The sequence below is a fragment of the Methylovulum psychrotolerans genome (genome assembly GCF_002923755.1).
GTDB classification, from domain to species: Bacteria; Pseudomonadota; Gammaproteobacteria; order Methylococcales; family Methylomonadaceae; genus Methylovulum; species Methylovulum psychrotolerans.
The window spans coordinates 313,635-331,577 of sequence record NZ_PGFZ01000001.1; the positions used below are offsets into that span (position 1 = coordinate 313,635).

The 17,943-nt window shown below is 48.0% G+C and carries 23 protein-coding genes; 5 read left to right on the plus strand and 18 right to left on the minus strand.

The window, feature by feature from the left end; translation table 11 throughout:
* Nucleotides 1–266: 266 nt before the first annotated feature.
* The 3 genes from AADEFJLK_RS01500 to AADEFJLK_RS01510 all read right to left on the minus strand — a co-directional run bounded on the left by AADEFJLK_RS01500 (nt 267) and on the right by AADEFJLK_RS01510 (nt 3,139).
* Entirely contained in the window at nt 267–2,150 is a 1,884-nt protein-coding gene (locus AADEFJLK_RS01500; protein WP_170065001.1) for a tetratricopeptide repeat protein, read from the minus strand.
* A complete protein-coding gene (locus AADEFJLK_RS01505; RefSeq protein WP_103973060.1) occupies nt 2,134–2,391 on the minus strand; it encodes a hypothetical protein in 258 nt (85 codons plus the stop codon). Before AADEFJLK_RS01505 ends, AADEFJLK_RS01500 begins: the two co-directional genes overlap by 17 nt.
* Before the next feature lie 382 nt (nt 2,392–2,773).
* Nucleotides 2,774–3,139, minus strand: coding sequence for a DUF29 domain-containing protein (locus tag AADEFJLK_RS01510; RefSeq protein WP_170065002.1), 366 nt, complete (start codon nt 3,137–3,139; stop codon nt 2,774–2,776).
* Between the two features lie 219 nt (nt 3,140–3,358).
* Between AADEFJLK_RS01510 and AADEFJLK_RS01515 the strand changes: the two genes are divergently transcribed.
* A complete protein-coding gene (locus AADEFJLK_RS01515; RefSeq protein WP_103973062.1) occupies nt 3,359–3,793 on the plus strand; it encodes a hypothetical protein in 435 nt (144 codons plus the stop codon).
* Between the two features lie 56 nt (nt 3,794–3,849).
* Here the strand turns inward: AADEFJLK_RS01515 and AADEFJLK_RS01520 are convergent, their stop codons facing one another.
* Nucleotides 3,850–4,212 carry a CCDC90 family protein gene (locus AADEFJLK_RS01520; protein ID WP_103973063.1) on the minus strand — a complete coding sequence of 121 codons (363 nt, stop codon included), beginning with the start codon at nt 4,210–4,212 and terminating at the stop codon, nt 3,850–3,852.
* A gap of 224 nt (nt 4,213–4,436) precedes the next feature.
* On the opposite strand from AADEFJLK_RS01520, the gene AADEFJLK_RS01525 reads away from it, so the two are divergent.
* Complete coding sequence (locus AADEFJLK_RS01525) at nt 4,437–4,925, plus strand: DUF2726 domain-containing protein (RefSeq protein WP_211299127.1); 489 nt, start codon at nt 4,437–4,439, stop codon at nt 4,923–4,925.
* Between the two features lie 977 nt (nt 4,926–5,902).
* On the opposite strand, the gene AADEFJLK_RS01535 is transcribed toward AADEFJLK_RS01525, so the two are convergent.
* The 13 genes from AADEFJLK_RS01535 to AADEFJLK_RS01585 form a co-directional block, all read right to left on the minus strand.
* Nucleotides 5,903–7,066, minus strand: coding sequence for a zonular occludens toxin family protein (locus AADEFJLK_RS01535; protein WP_103973066.1), 1,164 nt, complete (start codon nt 7,064–7,066; stop codon nt 5,903–5,905).
* On the minus strand, nt 7,060–8,169 hold the full coding sequence (locus tag AADEFJLK_RS01540) for a glycosyltransferase (RefSeq protein WP_170065004.1): 1,110 nt from the start codon (nt 8,167–8,169) through the stop codon (nt 7,060–7,062). The genes AADEFJLK_RS01535 and AADEFJLK_RS01540 overlap by 7 nt, the downstream gene beginning before the upstream one ends.
* A 20-nt stretch (nt 8,170–8,189) precedes the next feature.
* A complete protein-coding gene (locus AADEFJLK_RS24305) occupies nt 8,190–8,705 on the minus strand; it encodes a hypothetical protein (protein WP_170065005.1) in 516 nt (171 codons plus the stop codon).
* Nucleotides 8,706–8,841: 136 nt separating this feature from the next.
* Nucleotides 8,842–10,260: a hypothetical protein gene (locus AADEFJLK_RS01545; RefSeq protein WP_103973068.1), complete on the minus strand. Its 1,419-nt coding sequence runs from the start codon at nt 10,258–10,260 to the stop codon at nt 8,842–8,844.
* 152 nt (nt 10,261–10,412) lie between these two features.
* Nucleotides 10,413–10,643 carry a hypothetical protein gene (locus tag AADEFJLK_RS01550; protein WP_103973069.1) on the minus strand — a complete coding sequence of 77 codons (231 nt, stop codon included), beginning with the start codon at nt 10,641–10,643 and terminating at the stop codon, nt 10,413–10,415.
* A gap of 31 nt (nt 10,644–10,674) precedes the next feature.
* Nucleotides 10,675–10,980 carry a hypothetical protein gene (locus tag AADEFJLK_RS01555; protein ID WP_103973070.1) on the minus strand — a complete coding sequence of 102 codons (306 nt, stop codon included), beginning with the start codon at nt 10,978–10,980 and terminating at the stop codon, nt 10,675–10,677.
* 12 nt (nt 10,981–10,992) lie between these two features.
* Nucleotides 10,993–11,349: a hypothetical protein gene (locus AADEFJLK_RS01560; protein ID WP_103973071.1), complete on the minus strand. Its 357-nt coding sequence runs from the start codon at nt 11,347–11,349 to the stop codon at nt 10,993–10,995.
* 5 nt (nt 11,350–11,354) lie between these two features.
* Nucleotides 11,355–12,743 (minus strand): replication endonuclease, encoded by a 1,389-nt coding sequence (locus AADEFJLK_RS01565; RefSeq protein ID WP_103973072.1) that lies wholly within the window; start codon nt 12,741–12,743, stop codon nt 11,355–11,357.
* Nucleotides 12,740–13,096: a hypothetical protein gene (locus AADEFJLK_RS01570; RefSeq protein ID WP_103973073.1), complete on the minus strand. Its 357-nt coding sequence runs from the start codon at nt 13,094–13,096 to the stop codon at nt 12,740–12,742. Before AADEFJLK_RS01570 ends, AADEFJLK_RS01565 begins: the two co-directional genes overlap by 4 nt.
* Nucleotides 13,097–13,539: 443 nt before the next feature.
* Nucleotides 13,540–13,683 carry a hypothetical protein gene (locus AADEFJLK_RS24310; RefSeq protein ID WP_170065006.1) on the minus strand — a complete coding sequence of 48 codons (144 nt, stop codon included), beginning with the start codon at nt 13,681–13,683 and terminating at the stop codon, nt 13,540–13,542.
* Between the two features lie 105 nt (nt 13,684–13,788).
* Nucleotides 13,789–13,959: a hypothetical protein gene (locus AADEFJLK_RS24960; protein ID WP_211299128.1), complete on the minus strand. Its 171-nt coding sequence runs from the start codon at nt 13,957–13,959 to the stop codon at nt 13,789–13,791.
* A 292-nt stretch (nt 13,960–14,251) separates the two neighbouring features.
* Entirely contained in the window at nt 14,252–14,725 is a 474-nt protein-coding gene (locus tag AADEFJLK_RS01580; protein WP_103973075.1) for a hypothetical protein, read from the minus strand.
* A 9-nt stretch (nt 14,726–14,734) separates the two neighbouring features.
* Nucleotides 14,735–15,274: a hypothetical protein gene (locus AADEFJLK_RS01585; RefSeq protein WP_103973076.1), complete on the minus strand. Its 540-nt coding sequence runs from the start codon at nt 15,272–15,274 to the stop codon at nt 14,735–14,737.
* A 122-nt stretch (nt 15,275–15,396) separates the two neighbouring features.
* Here AADEFJLK_RS01585 and AADEFJLK_RS01590 point away from each other — a divergent pair, with 122 nt between their 5' ends.
* Nucleotides 15,397–15,741 carry a helix-turn-helix domain-containing protein gene (locus tag AADEFJLK_RS01590; protein ID WP_103973077.1) on the plus strand — a complete coding sequence of 115 codons (345 nt, stop codon included), beginning with the start codon at nt 15,397–15,399 and terminating at the stop codon, nt 15,739–15,741.
* A 62-nt stretch (nt 15,742–15,803) separates the two neighbouring features.
* Here AADEFJLK_RS01590 and AADEFJLK_RS01595 read toward each other — a convergent pair whose 3' ends face one another.
* Nucleotides 15,804–16,130, minus strand: coding sequence for a CCDC90 family protein (locus tag AADEFJLK_RS01595; protein ID WP_103973078.1), 327 nt, complete (start codon nt 16,128–16,130; stop codon nt 15,804–15,806).
* Between the two features lie 658 nt (nt 16,131–16,788).
* On the opposite strand from AADEFJLK_RS01595, the gene AADEFJLK_RS01600 reads away from it, so the two are divergent.
* Complete coding sequence (locus AADEFJLK_RS01600) at nt 16,789–17,259, plus strand: retropepsin-like aspartic protease family protein (RefSeq protein ID WP_170065007.1); 471 nt, start codon at nt 16,789–16,791, stop codon at nt 17,257–17,259.
* 88 nt (nt 17,260–17,347) lie between these two features.
* Nucleotides 17,348–17,923, plus strand: coding sequence for a retropepsin-like aspartic protease family protein (locus AADEFJLK_RS01605; protein WP_170065008.1), 576 nt, complete (start codon nt 17,348–17,350; stop codon nt 17,921–17,923).
* The last annotated feature ends 20 nt before the right edge of the window (nt 17,924–17,943 follow it).

The window sequence follows — 17,943 nt, forward strand, 5'->3', positions numbered from 1 at the left end:
AATCAGTTCTAAGGATTAGGAATTTTTAACTCCCAAAAAACCCATATTAGCGGCTTAGCGCGGTTTATCCTGGATACTATAAGACTTCGCATAATGCACCCCAAGGCTTATGTAGAAAAAACCCTGCGGATAATATCAGTCCACAGGATTTTTTTGCATAGTCCCTATTATGTGAGGTCTTTTTTTTATATTAGAGGCTGATGTTACGCAGTAGCTGATTTTTTCCTCAAGATATAGCGTTTCGACACCGAAATTTATAACTATATCTAGTGGCTCTGCGTAACATCAGTTAGAGCTTCGCTTTTATCTTTGTGCTGGGCATACTGCATCGCCAATATTGCCATTTCTTGGAAATACTTTTGCGCAGTATTTGGATCTTGCCAGTTTGATAAGTAATTTAAACCAATATTTCCTAGGACATGTATCAAATTATCGCAATAAACCAATGGGGCATTTTCAAATAGTTGCCTAGAAAGTTCCAAAGTTTCCATAAAAAAAATTTCGGATTCCTTTTTACGTTCAATTTTGACTGCAATTAAACACCCTAAGTGATGAAGCGTGTTAACTAAATCTTTTCCATATGCTGCACGATCAGCTTTGTCCAAATGCCGCCAAATATCCAGGGCTTCATGGTATAGCTCTTCCGATTTTGAATGGCGTTCTATGTCATTAGAGATTAACTTCGCCAGATGGCATAGCGTTCCTGCTAAATTTGCTTCATAAACTCTTGGGTTGCCTACGGCCAGTCTCCGATAAAGCTTCAAAGCTTCCCAATATAGGGCTTCGGCTTCTTTACTTCTTTCGATATTCGAACTAACTAATATTCCTAATCTAAGTACAGTATTTGCGTGTTCCGGTTCGTACGCCGCTGGATTTGCACTGGTAAGCCGTCTTCGTATTTCCAATGCTTCCCGTAAGAAAGCTTCTGCCTCCTCTTTGTTACTGTTTTCTTTAGAAAGAAAAGCCCCAAAGTTGTTTAATGTCCATGCTAATTCAGGTTCATAGACCGCTGGATCGGTTTTGGCCAATTCCCGGTTTAACTTCAAGGCTTCGTGGTAGAGTGTTTCGGTTTCCATTTGACGATTGTTATCGGCACCGGTTAATTCTGCTAGATTACACAACATGCCCGCAATTTTGCACTTATAGTCATCTGGGTCTGCTTTATCCAGTAGCCGCCATATCGCTAAGGCTTCTCGATATAGAGTTTCCGCTTCTGCTTGGCGGCTTTTGTCAATATTGACAACTGTAGCTAGATTGTTCAAAACGTACACAATGTTTGGTTTGTGTGTAATTGGATCAAACTCAGCCAGTTTCCGGTAAAGTTCTAAGGCTTTCCGGTATATGTCTTCGGCTTCTATCCTTCGGTTGCATTTACCAAATATATTTCCTAAATTGTTCAGCGTCTTCGCTAAACTCGGTTCATAAGCTGTCGGGTCATCTATCGCAAGATTCTGGTATAGCTCCAAGGCCTCCAAATATAAAGCTTCCGCAGGGTGGAATTGTTTGTTATCTTGTAAAAACTTGGCATACTCGAAGATGTTTTCAGGTGTTCTGGCCGATTGCAGGGCGGATTCATAAAACCCGCTGGCTTGTCCGATCCGGTCGGGCAGGCTGTAATCAATCGCGGTCAGTTTGGCCATCAACAGGTATTCGTTGGCGTTGTCCTGTAATTGGTTGCTGACTTCAGCCTGTTCGCCTTGCAAGCACCGTTGTTTGTCGAGCAGTGATTTTTGCTCTTGGTCAGTTTGTCGGGTATCCAACACTGTCCGGGCGGCTTGGTAGTCGCCAGCGTCAAAATGCTGCTTGGCCAGTCTCTGCCGTTCGGTGTTGATGGGGATTTTGTTGAAGTCCTTGGCAAGCTTCTGTACGTCGTGTTTGAAATCTTCCAGTTTTTTTTGCATTTCTTGTAGGTCTTGGCTTAACTCCAGGTCATCAGGGTATTTTTTGACGCGTTCCCGAGCTTTTTCCAGCCCGGAGAACAACGATTGATAATCGGTCGAACGATACATGTTGGTGATATTGACGCTGGATTCTGACCCGCTGACGATGACCACCGTGCTGTCGGCTACTTGTTTCACCTGTATTGAGGTTTTTTCTCCGCCGCTTTTTGCCCCGGTCAAGTTAAGCCACCAGTCACTTAATTTTGACATTGGATGTGTCGCTGACATCTTCAACGCGGACATCCTGTCCTTTTCGGTTTTCAATTTCCACGGCACTTTGCGTTATTTTGGTCACCGATACGGTGTCTTTTTCGCTATCTTTATTGGCTTTAAGTCTTGTTCCTTTTTTATTGAGGGTAAAATCGACTAGTCTTGTTCGCCATATAGCAATTATGACGACAAGTGCTAAGGCGATGATTCCCGTTATATAAATAATATTTTGATTGGTCATGTCTCTCCTTTATGGCTTTAAATACGAACGGTTTGCAACGATGTGGGGACGTACTGTCTTTTTGTACCATTTTTGGTATTTTCACTTTATCAGTTCATCCGGTTTCCTCCCCGCCTTGACCGCCCCGTTTTTGCCCTTGCTTTTCCGGTCGTCGCCTAACATATTTTCTCAGCTCAGGCGCAGAGTCCACAACGCTATAACCAGTGGACTCTTAATCCAAAGTTTGAGAAACATCATTTTAAATCAATCACATGGTTTTTGCCTATATTCTCTTTTTTTCTGCAATCAACTGATTTTAATCCGTTAGTTTTTCACTACTTTTTTAGGTGAATATTTTTCCACAGTAACTTCTTTTTTCATCAACTAATTGTTTTATTTATAATTAATCTTCTGGATAAAAATCAGTCTTTGTTATGGTCGGCAAATCCCAAGGGCAAGCGCTGGGGAAGGTCTTTTTATCCAAGCTGGTTTCTTTTGCGGCTTTAATGACTGAGATTTCATAAGCATTGGCTAATACTTCATCAAGCTGGCTTTTAAGGTCGGGGTTGTCCTTAAGCACGCGTAAAAATTTGACCCGTTGCTCGTCTATGCTTAACTCCCAGCTTCTGCTACGGCGGACAGGCTGGTGTTGCCATTTCAGCAAATGCAGGAGCAGGGCAGTCAAACGGCTTTCTAGCCCACGCTTTTCCGATCTGCCCAGGCTTTCTATTTCCTCAATGAGATTAGCCAAGTCAAGTTCACTGTCCAACTGTAAAAATCGTTCCCGTAAGTCGCCATAACAGTCAATCAGTCCTAAGGGTCAGGAATTTTTAACTATAGCAGAAAACCTAAAAAAACCATATTGGCGGCTTAGCCCGGTTTATTCTGGATACTATAAGACTTCGCATAATGCATATTATGTTAAATTATAGGGGGAAGCAAAAACGGGGCGGGCTACTACCCTTGGGGGTTTGAGAGATGCTAGCAAATGAGACGAGGAACCCAAGTAAACCCCAACTGGACTTTTACCGACTGGAGAAAAGAATCCGGATACAGCATCAAAGAATGCGCCAAGCTGTTTGAAGTCAGCGAGAAGACCGTCAAGGCATGGGAGGAAAACAAAAGGAAACCGCCACGCGCGGTTTTTTTGTGCCTGCAAATTTTTAGCGGGCGGTTGGATTTTTTGGGCAAGCCTTGGCGGGGGTTCCGGCTGATGCCCGACCATATCCAAGCGGACAACGGCCAACACATTTGGCACTATGAAGTGTATGCCCTGCCCTACATCTACCAAGTGGCGGAGCTGAACAGGTCGCGGGTTTGCTTGGCGATGAAAAGCCGGGTCGAAAACGGCGAAAAAAGCCCGCCGCTGACCCTGCCGGAAGAGAATAATGTGGTGATATTTCGGAAAAGGGGCGACAAATAGCCGGTTAATTCCGTAACGGTAAGCGGACGCTTGGGGCGGTTGAAGGCAGCACCGCCTTAAGCGTGCGAAATGACCTTGAGCATCAGCGCGGTGATGACGGCCACCTGAAGGATGCCGACACCGACCACCCAGCGAACCAGTTCGGCTTTGGTTTCGGAAATTTCTCTCCTGACCGTTTCAATGTCGCGTTTCAGCTCGGCACGAACCAACTCCATTTTAAGCTCGGTTTCCTTAATTCTGGCATCCAAGTCCTTGGCGGTAACCAGTTTGTCCAAGTCGTGTTCATTGCGCAGGTAGCCGATGGTCGCATCCGCAGACCGACGCTGTAAGCGCGTGATGGATTCAGCCTGTTGTTCGCTGAAACCCGCCTGCTTAAGTTCGTTAAAAAATTCGTGGGTGTCAAAAGCAAATGCTGTCATGGTAGGTATTGGGTAAAGGTTTGGTTTAAGGGCAGTTTATCAGGCAAAAGGGTGCTGGGCAACCGACGACACCGCCCTGCCCCGCCAAAATGTGAAAAATTACCAATGTAGGTTTATATTGACGGATAACCCGCGTAAAAAGGACAATAGCCGCCCCGCAGGCAAGCGCAGAGTATTAAAAAATGCAAGACCTAATGCAAATCCCCATGATAAAAAACGTCATCATGCTTATGATTGTAATCGGTGTCATATCGGGCATCATCGAAGGCATGAAAGACCAAAAAAAGAAAAGGCCATCGAGCAGCAAGTATTCAAAAAACCGTTATGACGAAGACGACCTGCCCTATTATGCCCGGCAATTGATGTCAGAGCCTGAGGTGGCCTTGTACAATTCGCTGTGCAGGGCGTTACCCGGACATCATATTTTTACGCAAGTGCAACTATCGCGCATCCTTGGGGTTAAAGACGGCTACAGCGAGTACGAGTGGTTCAACAAAATCAACAGGATGAGCGTTGATTTTGTCGTCTGTGACGGACGGAGCAACATCGTTGCATGTATTGAATTGGACGACCGGAGCCACCAAAGGGAATCCAGAAAAAAAGCGGACGCTAAAAAAGACCTTTCCTTAAGTTCGGCAGGTATAACCATTATCAGGTGGAACGTCCGGCAGATGCCGACAGAACGGGAAATCGTGCGCCGTGTGCTGTCCTAGGCCGTCTGTGACGGCACCACCCGCTAGGAGATTACGGAAAACTAAATCCTTTTTTTTTCGCCTCTTCGCGTATTTTTTTGGCAGTCACAGGTGCCAATAAACAAAAGGGGCGCGCCCCCCCGCGCCTTGTCTTTTCCGCATCAATCGTACAATCTCTAAGCATCTTTTTTTTAGGGTTCGGGGAAAATCTCGCCCCCGTTTTTAATTAATTAGCCAAACTCGACATCCTTGTCTCAAACAGCTAATTAATGAAAAAAGTGGCCGGATTTTCCAACCTCACCCCAAAAAAAAGACGCTAAGAGCTTGTAAACTCACTCTGCAAGAAAATCCAACACGCGGGGGGGCGCGCCCCTTCCGCCTATTGTCACAAAAAGTTCCCGCCAAAAAAACACACTCATCGGCGAAAAAAAAACGCGACAACTCACTAAGAGTCTATCGGGTGAAAGTGTCGTCACTGTCGGCCTTGGCCTTGGGCGTGTGCGCCCTTTTACAGCTTGCGTGTCGCGCTTTCCGCGCTTGTAAAAGGGCGGTTGAATGGGGGCAAGGATTGGCAAATTGGCGGGGTTGTAGTGTCAGCGGAACAATCGGGCAAGCGAGGTTGGCCAATCCTTACGGTGTTGATAAAAGCTAGTTACACTACGCTTTTAGTGTTTAATCGGTTCCGCTTCGCTACTATGATGATGCTAGCGCACATCATGGCAAGTGCGCTTGGCGCGGGTTGATTGAGATAGGGTGCGATAATGATGCAAGCGGATTTCACTTGCTGTGCGTGACGTGCCGTTGTTGCGCTTAATTCTGGCCGGAGTTTCGTAACGTTAAGCAGCCGGATAGCACAAGACAGGACAGCACCGCCTTAATTCCCGATCTGACCGCGCCTAAAAGTGGACAGATCGGGAGTTGGGCGGATTTTCGTAACGTTAAGCCGCCGGACGGCTCAAGACAGGGCGGCACCGCGTTAATTGCCGGTCCGACCGCGCCTAAAAATGGACGGGCGGGGCGAGTTGGGCGGATGCAGGAGGACGTGCGGAGCCGTTGGCGGTCGTTACCCCCCTGGTCCGATCAATCGGGAAAGCGGTCACGGGGTATTGTTTGCCCATGTAGGTAAGCAGGAGACCGTAAGCCTTGCGCTCGACGGTATAGCCAAAAGCTTGGAGTTGCGGCACGTCGAAACGCTCATAAACGCGGTTTGAATCGTCCACAAATTCGACCCAAGCCACCATCTTAGTTCGGTCTTTGTTTTCGATCAATCCGACCAAACGAGCGCGGTATTTTTCGAGCTTGGACTGCATCCATGCTTGTGGGGTACGCTCGACGGGCGGGGGCTGGTTTGGTGGTGGCGGGGGCTTTATATCGGTAGTGGCGGGTTTGTCGAGTTTGGCAAAGTTGGCCTGTTGGCCTGACGGCTGGAGGGTCTGGGCGGGCTTGCTGGCGGCGGGTACAAATTGGGTACGGCCTGTAAAAATGCCGGACAGGTAATAAACGGCATAGGCGACTATGCAGAGAAACAGCGGCAGGTAGACGCGGAACGCTTTAGATTTAAGGATGTTAGCGCGGTCATCCGAATAGGTGGCGGTGTTGTCCACGCCGTCAGAATGGCTTTTGTAGAGACCAAAATACTTGGGGTCATATTTGCCGCCGCCGGAAGTCAAAAGAGTAAACTTGTCGCGGTCTTGCTTGTAAACCCTGAAGGTGTATTGATTGGGGAAGCCAACCGCGTCGCGCTTGGTAAAGGTTACGAGTTGGTCTATCCGCCGCTTCCAAAGCTGATGGCAGTCTTTGTGGTTCTGACCCATACCGATAATGTCTATACCGCGGTGGCGGTGTTGGGTGACAAATTCAGTCAAAGGCTTGCTAAGGGTACGGGTACCAACGGGGAAAAAATCTTGCAATTCGTCGATAATCACGAGCGAGTCATTTGCAACATGCTCGTAAATTGTCGGCACCTGCTCTTTTTCGATTTGAAAGAGCAAAGTTTTGATAATCGGCAACGCCAAGCCCGTCACTTCGGCAAATTTTTCGTGATTGATGCCTTCAATGTAGGCGTAAACCTTACGGCCTTTTTTAAGAGCCGGGATGATCCGGTCTATGGCCGCTGAATAACTTTTGCCAGAGCCTGGGAGGCCTTCGTGAAAAATCAGCATGTGGCAGCCACCGGAGACTTAGACAGGGCGTAGCGATGGTTAGCCCCTACCCTTTCGCACCACTCCAATGGCAGATGTTCGGAGGCGAGCAGGGCGGCGCAGAGTTGGGCGGCTTCGGCAAAGTTTCCGGTGTTGTTGGCCGCAACGGCCAGCTCATCGGCTACTGCGTATTGGTAAGCTGCAACCTCGACAAATAGCGCGCCCTTTGGGGGCATTGACAGCGTGAGGGCTTGTTTGCCAAGTAAATAGGCGGTGGTGTGCATTGAGTTGTTGCGGCACAGGCGCATGGCGTTTAAATAGGCTTCGGCGCGGTTTGGCAATATGTCGATAGCTTTAAGATAGCCTTGCAGGACTTCGGGCGCGGGATGCCCCAAGCGATCTTTAAGCCGTGCGGCGGTGAGTGTGGACAGATATACCTCATCTATCCAGTAGCCCATCATGGCGCGATCAATATAACGCGGGATAGCAAGCGCGAGTTGGCCGGAATCGCGGTAAGAGTTAGCTAGATAGTAGGTATAGCGCGACCGCAAAAAGGGGTCGGTTTCGGTTTCAAGGGCTTGGAGCAAGACCGCGACATCTTTTTTATATTTGCCTGGGTCCCGCGATCTCGCACCGTCCAAGCCGTAAAGATTGTAAAAGCCTTCGGCCTGTTCGCGCTTGTGCGGTTCCCGACACTCTAAATATTCATGCAGCACCGATTTAAAATAAAACGGCAGTCGGTTGCTGAACAGTTGGGGGCGGTTGTAGTAGCAGCCGCCGTGCCGTGTCTGGATTTGATACGCGCCGTGTGTAAGACTGTCTTTGAATGCCTGAAAATCAAAGCCTTGCTGGAAGATTAACTGCTCATCGCAATCGATCATTAAGCAATAGTCAATGTCAGTATGTGCGCGGAGTTGGTCAAGGGCAAAGGTGCGGTTATACGCAAAATCTTGAAATGGTTCATCTATGACTTCGCCTTGCAAGCCGATTTCAGAGAGATAAGCCATAACTACGCCTTGGGTGCCGTCCGTGCTTCCAGTATCAACCACCAAGCAATAATCTATCAGCGGCAACACGCTTTTGATGCAACGCTCGATAACGCCCGCCTCATTTTTTGCAATCAAGCAAAGTCCGATTTTATTTCTCATTTGAAGATTACACTCCATAAAAGTTTGAATTGTTTCACCGCCGCCCAGATCACCAAGGCGCAGGTTAAAACCTGCAAACACTGTTGAACGCCAGTGGCGTTTATCAAGTAAAGAATTGTTGGGGATAGCCCAGCCCATGCCGAAGCTAAGGCCGAGGGCAAAGACGACGAACCATTGCCGCCACCGGAGCCGAGGCCTAAACAATAGCTACAAGAAGTTGCCGCCCAATTTAAAATCCACAAAAGCGGGTCTAAAAGCAGCTTGAAGAGAGCCAAGGGCAAATCTATAAGCGCGTACCAAAGCGACTTGAATACATTGACGAAGTAAACCCAAAGCGTGGCCGCGAAGTTTTTTAATGATTCGCCAATAGCTGTAAAAAATGTACCTGACCACAAAAAAACCTTAATCCAAAAATCAATAAAGGCGTTATAAAGGTTTTTAAGGGTATCCCAAAGGGCAAGGAAAAAATCACCAAAATAATTACAGACGGCGGTATAGTAGTCCGACAACATCAGCCAGACGTTAAGTAAGGACTGTATGACCGCATCAAAGAAGGATTTCAGGCCGTGGCCTAAATCGCTGAAAAAGACCATTACCGCCGCGTAAGCGTTTACGATAGTATCAACTATAGCTTGCATGTGATGCCCCCTACCCTACAAAAGCCATCAGGATGATGCGAAGCCCCATAAAGGCAGACGAACCAATCAGCACGGCGGCGACCATCGGGAAAAATGCGGTAAAGAAGCTATCGCAAAGGGGGGCAATATCATAAGAATCCATGCCCATTACGGCTGGGAGCGTCCACGTTGGACATTCACCGCCGCCCGGTATCTCAGCACCAAAGGCATCAGGTAAAAAAGTGAAAAGAGGATTACTAGAAACTGCGTCCGCTGTTTGTTCGATAACTTCTTGATAAGTATCATCGGTTGGGGTGTACCACTTGCCCAGCTCTTCATCCGGCGGATCAATAAACGGCTCAAAAGGAGCAAAGCCTGTATCACCGGAGCCGCCGAGTTCGCGCGGTTCAAATGTCGCGCCTGTCGGGCTTGATGTACCAGGTCCAGAGCCGGGCGTATACGGCACAGGCTCAAAACCGCCGAGGCCAGAAGTTTGGCCTTGAGGATTGCCGGGGGTGGTGTCACAGCTTGAGCCTGTGCAACCTGTGTTGCTAGTGTCGCCCGTGTTGCCCGTGTTGCCGCAATCACCGCCAGTGTTTCCGGTGTAGCCAGTGTCTCCGGTGTTGCCTGTGTAGCCAGTGTCTCCAGTGTTTCCGCAATCGCCGCCAGTGTTTCCGGTGTAGCCAGTATCTCCGGTGTTTCCAGTGTAGCCAGTGTCTCCAGTGTTTCCAGTGTTTCCAGTGTAGCCAGTGTCTCCAGTGTTGCCCGTATAACTGCCGCCACCTGTATTACCACCCCCAGCGGTTCCGCCTGTACCATCAGCCGTGCCGCTTGAACCACCGCCGCCCGTGTCGCCTGTACCACCCGTTACACCACCGCCGCCCGTGTCGCCTGTGTTGCTAGAGTCGCCACCGCCGCCTGTGTCGCCCGTTGTGCCAGTTGCGCCCGTGTCACCCGTGCCGCTTGTATCGCCAGTGCTTCCGGTTGTGCAGTTGGCCACGTTTTTAACGACAATAGACGCGCCCGCGCACTCAGTACCGCTAGGGGCGCAGACATTGTTGTCAGGCGCATCCTGACAAGCTGGCAAGGTACGACAAAGATAAGTATCGTTATCTAAAACCTCAGGTGCTTGACAATGCGGGTCAGCGCGGCAGATGTGCAAATCTGGAATGTACTTTTCGGAGGGTATAGCACAGAGCTTATCGTAAAAAAAATCCTTGGAAGGCATTCCGTTGTAGTAAGTAAGCGTAACAAAACCCGTGGGGGCAGTAGATGAGGATTCGGTACACCAAGACGACTGTTGGCTACCCGTGAAAGTGTTCCACTCATCCCTTGCCGCTATACAATCCGCCCATGATTGCTCTTTATTGGCGGCATAAGTTTGCTGCGAATAAAAGAGCGCGTAAACAATCGCGGAAGACAATAAAAGATTAACTTTCAATTTAGCCATTTTTAAAACCTGCTATGGCAGCATAAGCTGTAAATACGCCGAGGATAAAAAACAGTGCGTCGAAAATCATTTTTTTATGGCCGTCAGATTAAAATTAGAAAGGGGAGGTGCTAGCCCCTCCCCCCTAGGTGTAAGCGTAAAGCGTTGGGAGATTAGCGGAACCAGCCGATAACCTTGTTGTAGCCCCAACGCGCGAAGCCGGGCAGGATTTTGATAGCGGCCACGGCAGTAAGAGCGGTAACAATCGTTCCTGCGCTAACGGCTCCGGTAATGCCGGAAAAATCCAAAGTGGCATCTACTGCCATTGATGGGGTGGAAGCAGCAATCGCAACCACGGCTAGGGCAATTTTTGCTTGTTTTGCAGTAAAGCGTTGTTTTGGCATGGTAAAACTCCAAATTTTGGTTAAGTTATGGTTAATCGCCTAAGGTTTCATCGTAGGACGGCTTAAACCAGTTGATAAGTGTCCCGTAAGCCCACGAGACAAGGTATGCAATCATGGGGAGGCCAAACCCAGTCATAAACATTTGTTGCAGGTCCGATTCGAGCGGCATGGCGAAAATATCCGTAAGCGTGGGCAAACTGCTATATTCCTGTGCGCTCAGGAGAACAAAGCCCGTGCAATCTTCCAAAGACTTCGCCGAAACGGCCAAAAATTCTTGGTTGATGTCGGCAAGGCCGTTTTGGTCAACGACATAGTTAAATTCGGTGCATACCGCCATAATCAGACCTTTTTATTTTTGGGTTGCGCCACCAACCGCCCCAGAAACTGGAGGTGCTGGCGGTTTTGGCATGGCTAACAGCTCAATATCGTCGGCAGTAATGCCTTTTTCAGGGGTAATGAACAAGGTGCCGGAATCGGTCGCACCCGCACGGCCTGGAATCAAAGCGACCCGCCCGACGATAGCGCGGAATTTATTAATGATGTCATCGCCCAATTCGGTAACGTTAATAGTCATGGTGTCGGGTTTGACTGGGCGAACGATAGCCCGCAAACGCGGCTTAACCTCGTTGGTGGCTCTTCCATCTTTATAAACGGTTTGGGTATCTTCTTCGAAACCCAAAATTTCAAGCTTTTGATAAGCTGGCATGTGCGTTACTCCAATTTTTCAGTACAGTTATTTATAGGACTCCAAGGAGAGCGACCCGCGCCGGGGGCGCGGGTCGCTTCCATGGACGGCTTATTCACTAAAACCCATTTTTTGGTATGAGTGACCATTTCAGTAATCAAGGTGGCTATACCTATGATTTTCTCGATAACCTCACCGTAACGGTTCATCTTAATTTCGCCCGTTTCGGTGTCGATTTCGTTTTTTTTTAAAAGCTGTATGGCACGGTCAAGACGCTTGATGTCTATGCCGCCCATCAAGTCCAAAAAGCTCGCCCAATCGTTAGCAACGCAAAAATCACGCGCCGCCCTTATTTGCGGGTCTTCGATTTCCTGATCTTTCAAACGCCGCAACTCGCGCCAAACCGTGACCGATGCCCCGCCGATCTGCTGAAATTGGCGGATGCCCCAGACGCTAGCCCACGACCGGACCCTATCGCCGACATCGGAGGTGGAGGCGGTGTCCTCTTCGCTGTCCAGGCCAATATCGAAACCAATATTTTTAGCAATGTACTTAGCGATGTAGCCCGTGGCCGAGACTTTTTTAATGCCGTCCTTGGTCATGATCTCCTTGACGATTTCTTTAACAGTAAAGCGGTGCTGTTGTGCGCCCTGCTCTTCGCCGTCTTCGCGTAACGCATAATCGCGGATAATGTCGGTTATTTTTGCGGCATGGTCGCGAGGCATGAACAGCAACATGTGCCAATGGGGCGTACCGTCTTGGTGAGGTTCGGCGACGCGGAAGCCGTAAGGGTGGAAGCCTTCGCGGTTGAATTCGGCACGAATACGAGCCCAGATGGTTGTTAGATAGTCTTGGCCTTGGCGGGGGGTGCAACTATAATTTTCGTTCAGGGCGTTGCCGCTAAAGCGGTGGTATTTTGACGGGCAAGTGATGGTGTAGAACATGCCGACGTGGCCTATACTGTCGGCGTACTGCTCAAATCCGGCCATGCGCACCATGAGTTCGGCGCGGCGGTTTTCGGGGTTAGCCATGCTGGATTGCAAAATTTTCAACATGGGGATTTCGTCGCCTTCATCAGATACGCAAAGCTTGGAATCCATGATAATAAGGTTTTCAAGCTGTTTAGCTTTGACGTAGTTAACGTTGGTGTCCGAACAATAGACCTGCCGACCGCGCGAAACCATCCCGTTAAGGATAGCAACGGCTTCGCGGTCTTTAATGGCTTTGGAAATGATTTTGCGTATCCACCAGTCAAGGCTCAACAAACGGGCGTTGAAAGATTCATCATTAGACGCTTTGGGGGGTTCTATGCCTTTCTCCAACAGGAAAAAATGCACCAAGACGGGTTCGTGTATAAGGGGTTGAAGCTCCTTAATATAGGCCGCTGCGACTCTTTTGGCTTGTGCGCGTTTCATGCTATGCCCTCGCCGTATTCGGATATGCCGAGCTGTTCGCGTATACGGGCAACCTCAAATCTGGCTCTTGCGGCTTTTCCGTAGTGGAAGGCCATGTGCAAGCCATATTGGGTTTTAAGCTCGTAGGGATTGCTTGAGGCGGTGGGGGCGTTAAGGCCTTCTCCAAATGCCATTGACTGTGGGGTGTGCCGCCATCCGTGACCGGAGCAGAACACGCAGCCGCCACCGCTACATGTGCAATAGTCCATGTGACGTATGTAATCGCGGTGCAAAAACCCAATAAAAACAGCCTCGAATGCCGTTTGACGGCTGATAAGTTCCGAAGCAGTGAGCGGCGCGGGATAGTCGGACATAACATGATTAATTATCCGTAGGCAAAAGGTAAAAAAAGAAGTCCGGCAACCTGTCCGCCTCGAAAAGGTGGAGGATGTAGGCCGAAAAATCTCTAGTACGCTGGCTATGGTCTTGGCATGGGTTTATCATGTGCCGCTCGTCAACGTCCAAGCCGCAACCGCAGACCGCGCGGGTGATACGCTTGTAAGCAGCATTGGCCGCATAAGTGCGGTGATAGCTGATAGGCTTTTGACAAAATGGGCAGGGCTGGGGGCTTAACCATCTTTTAACAAAGGGCTTGCGGCTGTTGGACGTTTCTGGCTTAGGCTCGAATCCTGTGCCGAGGCAATGGGTGCAAGCCAGGACCAGGCGAAGCGGAGCCGCTGGAGAGCCGCCGCACACTGTACAAGCTGGCTTGGCGACTATTGAGGGGTCAAGCTCAACGGGGTAATAATAAAGGGCTTTATTCATCGTAAGCCCCCAAGGCCTTAACGGCTTTGTGATCTTGGTACTTGTTCCATGAGAACTTGACCAACTTAACCAACATTCTCAAGACAAAGAAAATCACGGAGAATAGCAGGGTGAAGTAAAGGGCTAATAAGCTCATCTACGCCCCCAAAATACGAAAATAAACCAAAGTAAAAAAAGGTCAGAACAAACAAAAACAATAAGGTCTTGTAAAGGACAAATGGAATCCATTATTTTCAATAATTCATCCATGGGAAGCACCCACGAAAACAAAAGAAAATAAAATCAAAAGATAACCGGACAGAAAGACCGCCAAAAAAGTATAAAAAGCTATCTCTTCGGAAAAACTTAAACGGATGGTGAAAAGGACAACAAGGGATAAAAGGACAAGGCCAGCGAATTCGGCAAACATCATAATGCCACCGCCAACAAAGCTAAAAGAATAGCGTCAAAACAAAAAACGAATAAAAAGGCAAAATTTCTTAAAAAGTCAGAGTCTAAACAATGGGAGATATAAAGCCAAAACGAAGCCCAAGAAATAATATGGCCGTTTATCACGCTTTTATAAAACTTAAAAGGTGTAAATAAAACGATTGCTATACAGTAAGGCGCGACAAAAAAACAGAAAGACAAAAATCCAAAAAAATAGTTGGAAATATCAAGAAGGCGATTTACAAAAAAACGATTCAAATCTAAAAAAAAGCGAATCATAAACCCGCCTTAATCTTCAAAAAGACGGGATGGAAAAAATCCAAAAAATCGCGTATCAAATCCAAAAACCCGTAATCTTCGCCCAAAAATGAGGTAAAGAATTTCTCCACGCCATAAACCAACAGCACTAAAGAAGCCGCCCCCACCGCGAAAGGATGGAGAGCGGCGAGCGCGACGGAGGAAGCCATAACACAAAGGGCGGTGAATAGTTGGACGGGATTGAAAACAACGGCTTGCTCGAATTCAAACTGATCTATCAGCGTTGAATAAGCGTTAATGATGATTATGCAATCTGCGGGTACTGCGTCACCCAATAAGTCTTTAATCGCGGCCAAAGCCATCAGCGCGGAGTGCTGGGCGATAAAAAAAGCGTCGTAGCTGTCGGCAGAGCCAGCTTGGTTTAAAAAAAGCTGGTAAAGGTTGACCACGGTTTGCTTGATCTGGTCTTGTGATAGTGCGGCGTTGTCCATGTTAGCCCCCTACCCTTTGAAATCAATCAATGAGGTGCCGCAATCTGGGCAGGTCGTCTTAATCGTGCAATCGGGGTCATTGCAACGCACAGCTTGGGGGATTCCATCCCGTGAAAATTCAGCTTGCTTATTGCCTTTGTCGCCAAGCTTCCAAGAATCTGGCAGCTTGGGCGACTTGGGGGCTGGTGAAGGCTTCAAGGCAAGAACGGCACGAAGCGTGGAAATAGAACGCTCAAGATAAACGCAGAAATCAAACTCGGCATTATAGAGCGGCTTAACCCCAACAGTTTGGGAGGGGAAGGCGTGAAGGACACGGACAAACGGCACTTGAGAAGCGGCGAGGACATGAGTATAAGACCGAAGCGCAACGCCAAGGGCTACAGACGTATCAAGCAACGCTTGCAACTTATCCCAGTCTATATGCTCATAATCGTCAATTAAAGGTGTCCCGGCTAAAGATTCAAACGATGCTATGGAGCCGGGACAGGCAAGCGCATCTAAAGGGGAAAGGGGGGCTTGGGTACTGCTTTTTTTGCGTTTAGGGTTCATTGGCTTGCCTTCAATGAGGGTTTAAAATGGTTGTCATAACGTAACCGTTGACGATATGAAACCATTGATGCAAAAGAGAGTCAAGCGTAAAGTTCACATAACGTAAACAAGAGGATTTCACGATGAAAACGATAATAAATTATCTGGATGATTTGAAAGAAAAAACGGGCAGTGATTACAAAAGTGCACAGCTCATAAATATAGAAAAAAGCACAATTTCAAACATCAGAAAGCGGCTATTAATGTCTGACGAAACAGCGGTTAAAATTGCAGAAGCCTTGGGGATTGATGAAACAGAGATATTGATAGCGGCAGCGGTTGCCAGAAGCAGCGGAAAAGTGCTAACCGCATGGGTGAAGATTTCCAAAGCCATGGGGGTGGCTGCGAGTTTTTTTCTATTAATTCAAAGCATTAACTATGTTTGGTGGGGGCTGGAGCTGCAAAAAATGCATATTATGTTAAATTAAAGGCAAAACCCGATTTAACCGCGCCAGAGACTGCCAGGAATACGGTACGCTCTGCCCTACGTTTACAGGCTGCTTGGAATCAACAGGATCAGGCAAATCGTTATGGCTATCTGCAAAAGCCAGGCACAGACCAGCCAGCGGATAAGTTTGGACTTTATCTCGGCAATATCTTTGTCTTTCGTGTCCTGGTGTGTTTTTGGTTCATCGTCTTTCAGATCACGTTCGGCGGCAATAGTGTCCAGCTCATAATATTGATGCCGTACCTGTTCCACTATGTGGTTGACCATAGTCTTTTGCAGGTCAAGCAGAACTTCCGCCTGTGCCTCGCTAAAACCTGCCGGCTTAAGTTCAGTAAAAACCTTATGGGTATCGAAGAATACTATAGCCATTTTTTTCTCATTTCATAAATTCAATCACTTAGCAGCAGTTTATCAAGCAAGATTTGATGGGGCAATAAAGGAATATAGGCTTTGCGGCTATATTCCATCGGCAATAGCGTTTATTTTATCGCCAAGGGGTTTAATAAAATCCCATAATGATCTAAGCTTATAATAAGCAAACCTAATATAAGGTAATGGATATGAAGTTTTTAGCAAAATTGCTTGCCCAGACTGTTGGCGTAGGCCTTGGGGTGTTCTGTGCAATATTGGTTTCTAAGTCTATAGAAGTTAAGGATATTAAAGAAAATACCTTGATAAGCTACATAGCCGACGCTGCGAGACAGGAGTCGAGTAGTCCCCAGAAGCGATAGTGCCTGAGTTTTCACGAAGCGAAGCGGAAGTGAAAATGCAGGCTATACGAAATCGCGTCGAGTCATTGGAGAGCATGTGAGCCACCCCTTGTTGGGTGGCGAGCGAGTGACCAGGACGGCTGGGGCAGCCGAAGGCATAAGCGGTCGCGTGATTTTTGCTGATTGACCGGCAAGGATGCCGAAGCAATCTTTCGCAAAAATAGCGACTCCCCTTTAAGCTCCAACCCGATGCCGACAGTAAGGACGATAAAAAGCCTAAACTGCCTGAATTTAAGCCAGTTGATGAAGGCGTTGAAGTGACAGGCGGGGTTTTGCTCAACGCCGATGGCCAAGGCCATTATAGGGGTAGAGCGGTCATTAATGGTGTCACCATGCCCTTTTTGCTGGATACCGGAGCCACCTCAGTCACTGTACCCATTGAATTGGCCAGAGCCGCCAATATGCCTATTGGCGAGATCAGGCGAATGCTGACGGCTAACGGCGAAACTTATGGCGTGGGCTCTACGATTAAAGAAATGAAGCTAGGCAAGGCGCTGTTAAAAAATATCGATGCGACCGTCAGTTACTCCCTAGACGAAGTGCTAATGGGCATGACGGCCTTAAAGATGTTCAATGTTAAAATTGAAAACGGCACGATGAGGCTAACGGCGAAAAAAGGTTATAATACCGACTTGACCGTCAGTGAGGGTGACTCAGTAACGAAATGGAAGAAAAATCGGGTCTGTAATGCCGATGGCGAAGAGTGCCGGACAACCTATAGCGAATGAGTTTTGGCTATTTTCCAGTCCTATTAAAAGATTGTGCCACATAGCCTGCACTTTGCGCCCCAACTGCCAGTTTAAAAAAGGTACTGTTATGAGTTCTTGGACAAAATTAAGCCAAGGTATGGTGGCGTTATTGATGCTCTTAGGCGTGTTGCATACTGTCGATTACCGCCAAGCGATAGGCCCGTTTATCGGGCAGCACTGCGAATTAGACCAAAAAGACATTGTTATCCACGGCGATAATAAAGGCCATTTCAGGGGTCGGGCATTGATTAATGGGGTCAGTATGCCCTTTTTGATTGATACCGGAGCGACTACTACCGCCATACCCAGCAAATTAGCCAAGGAAGCGAAGTTGCCGATAGGCGAATCCGGCATGGTCAGTACCGCTAATGGTCTGGCGGAAGTGCATGAGACGGAAATAAAAGAATTGAAATTGGGTAACGCCATTATCAAAAATACTGAAGCCAGTATTAGCGATAATTTGGACGAGGTGCTGATCGGCATGACCGCCCTGAAACATTTTCAGGTGCGTTTTGAGGAAAATACCTTAATACTGATCGCCAATAAAGGCTATGGTGTCGACATCGCGGCAGAGAAAACCTGGAAAAAGAATGTGGTATGCAATAGCGAAGGCAATGACTGCAAAACCAGTTACAGCCATTGACAGGATAAGCCCCCTGCCCC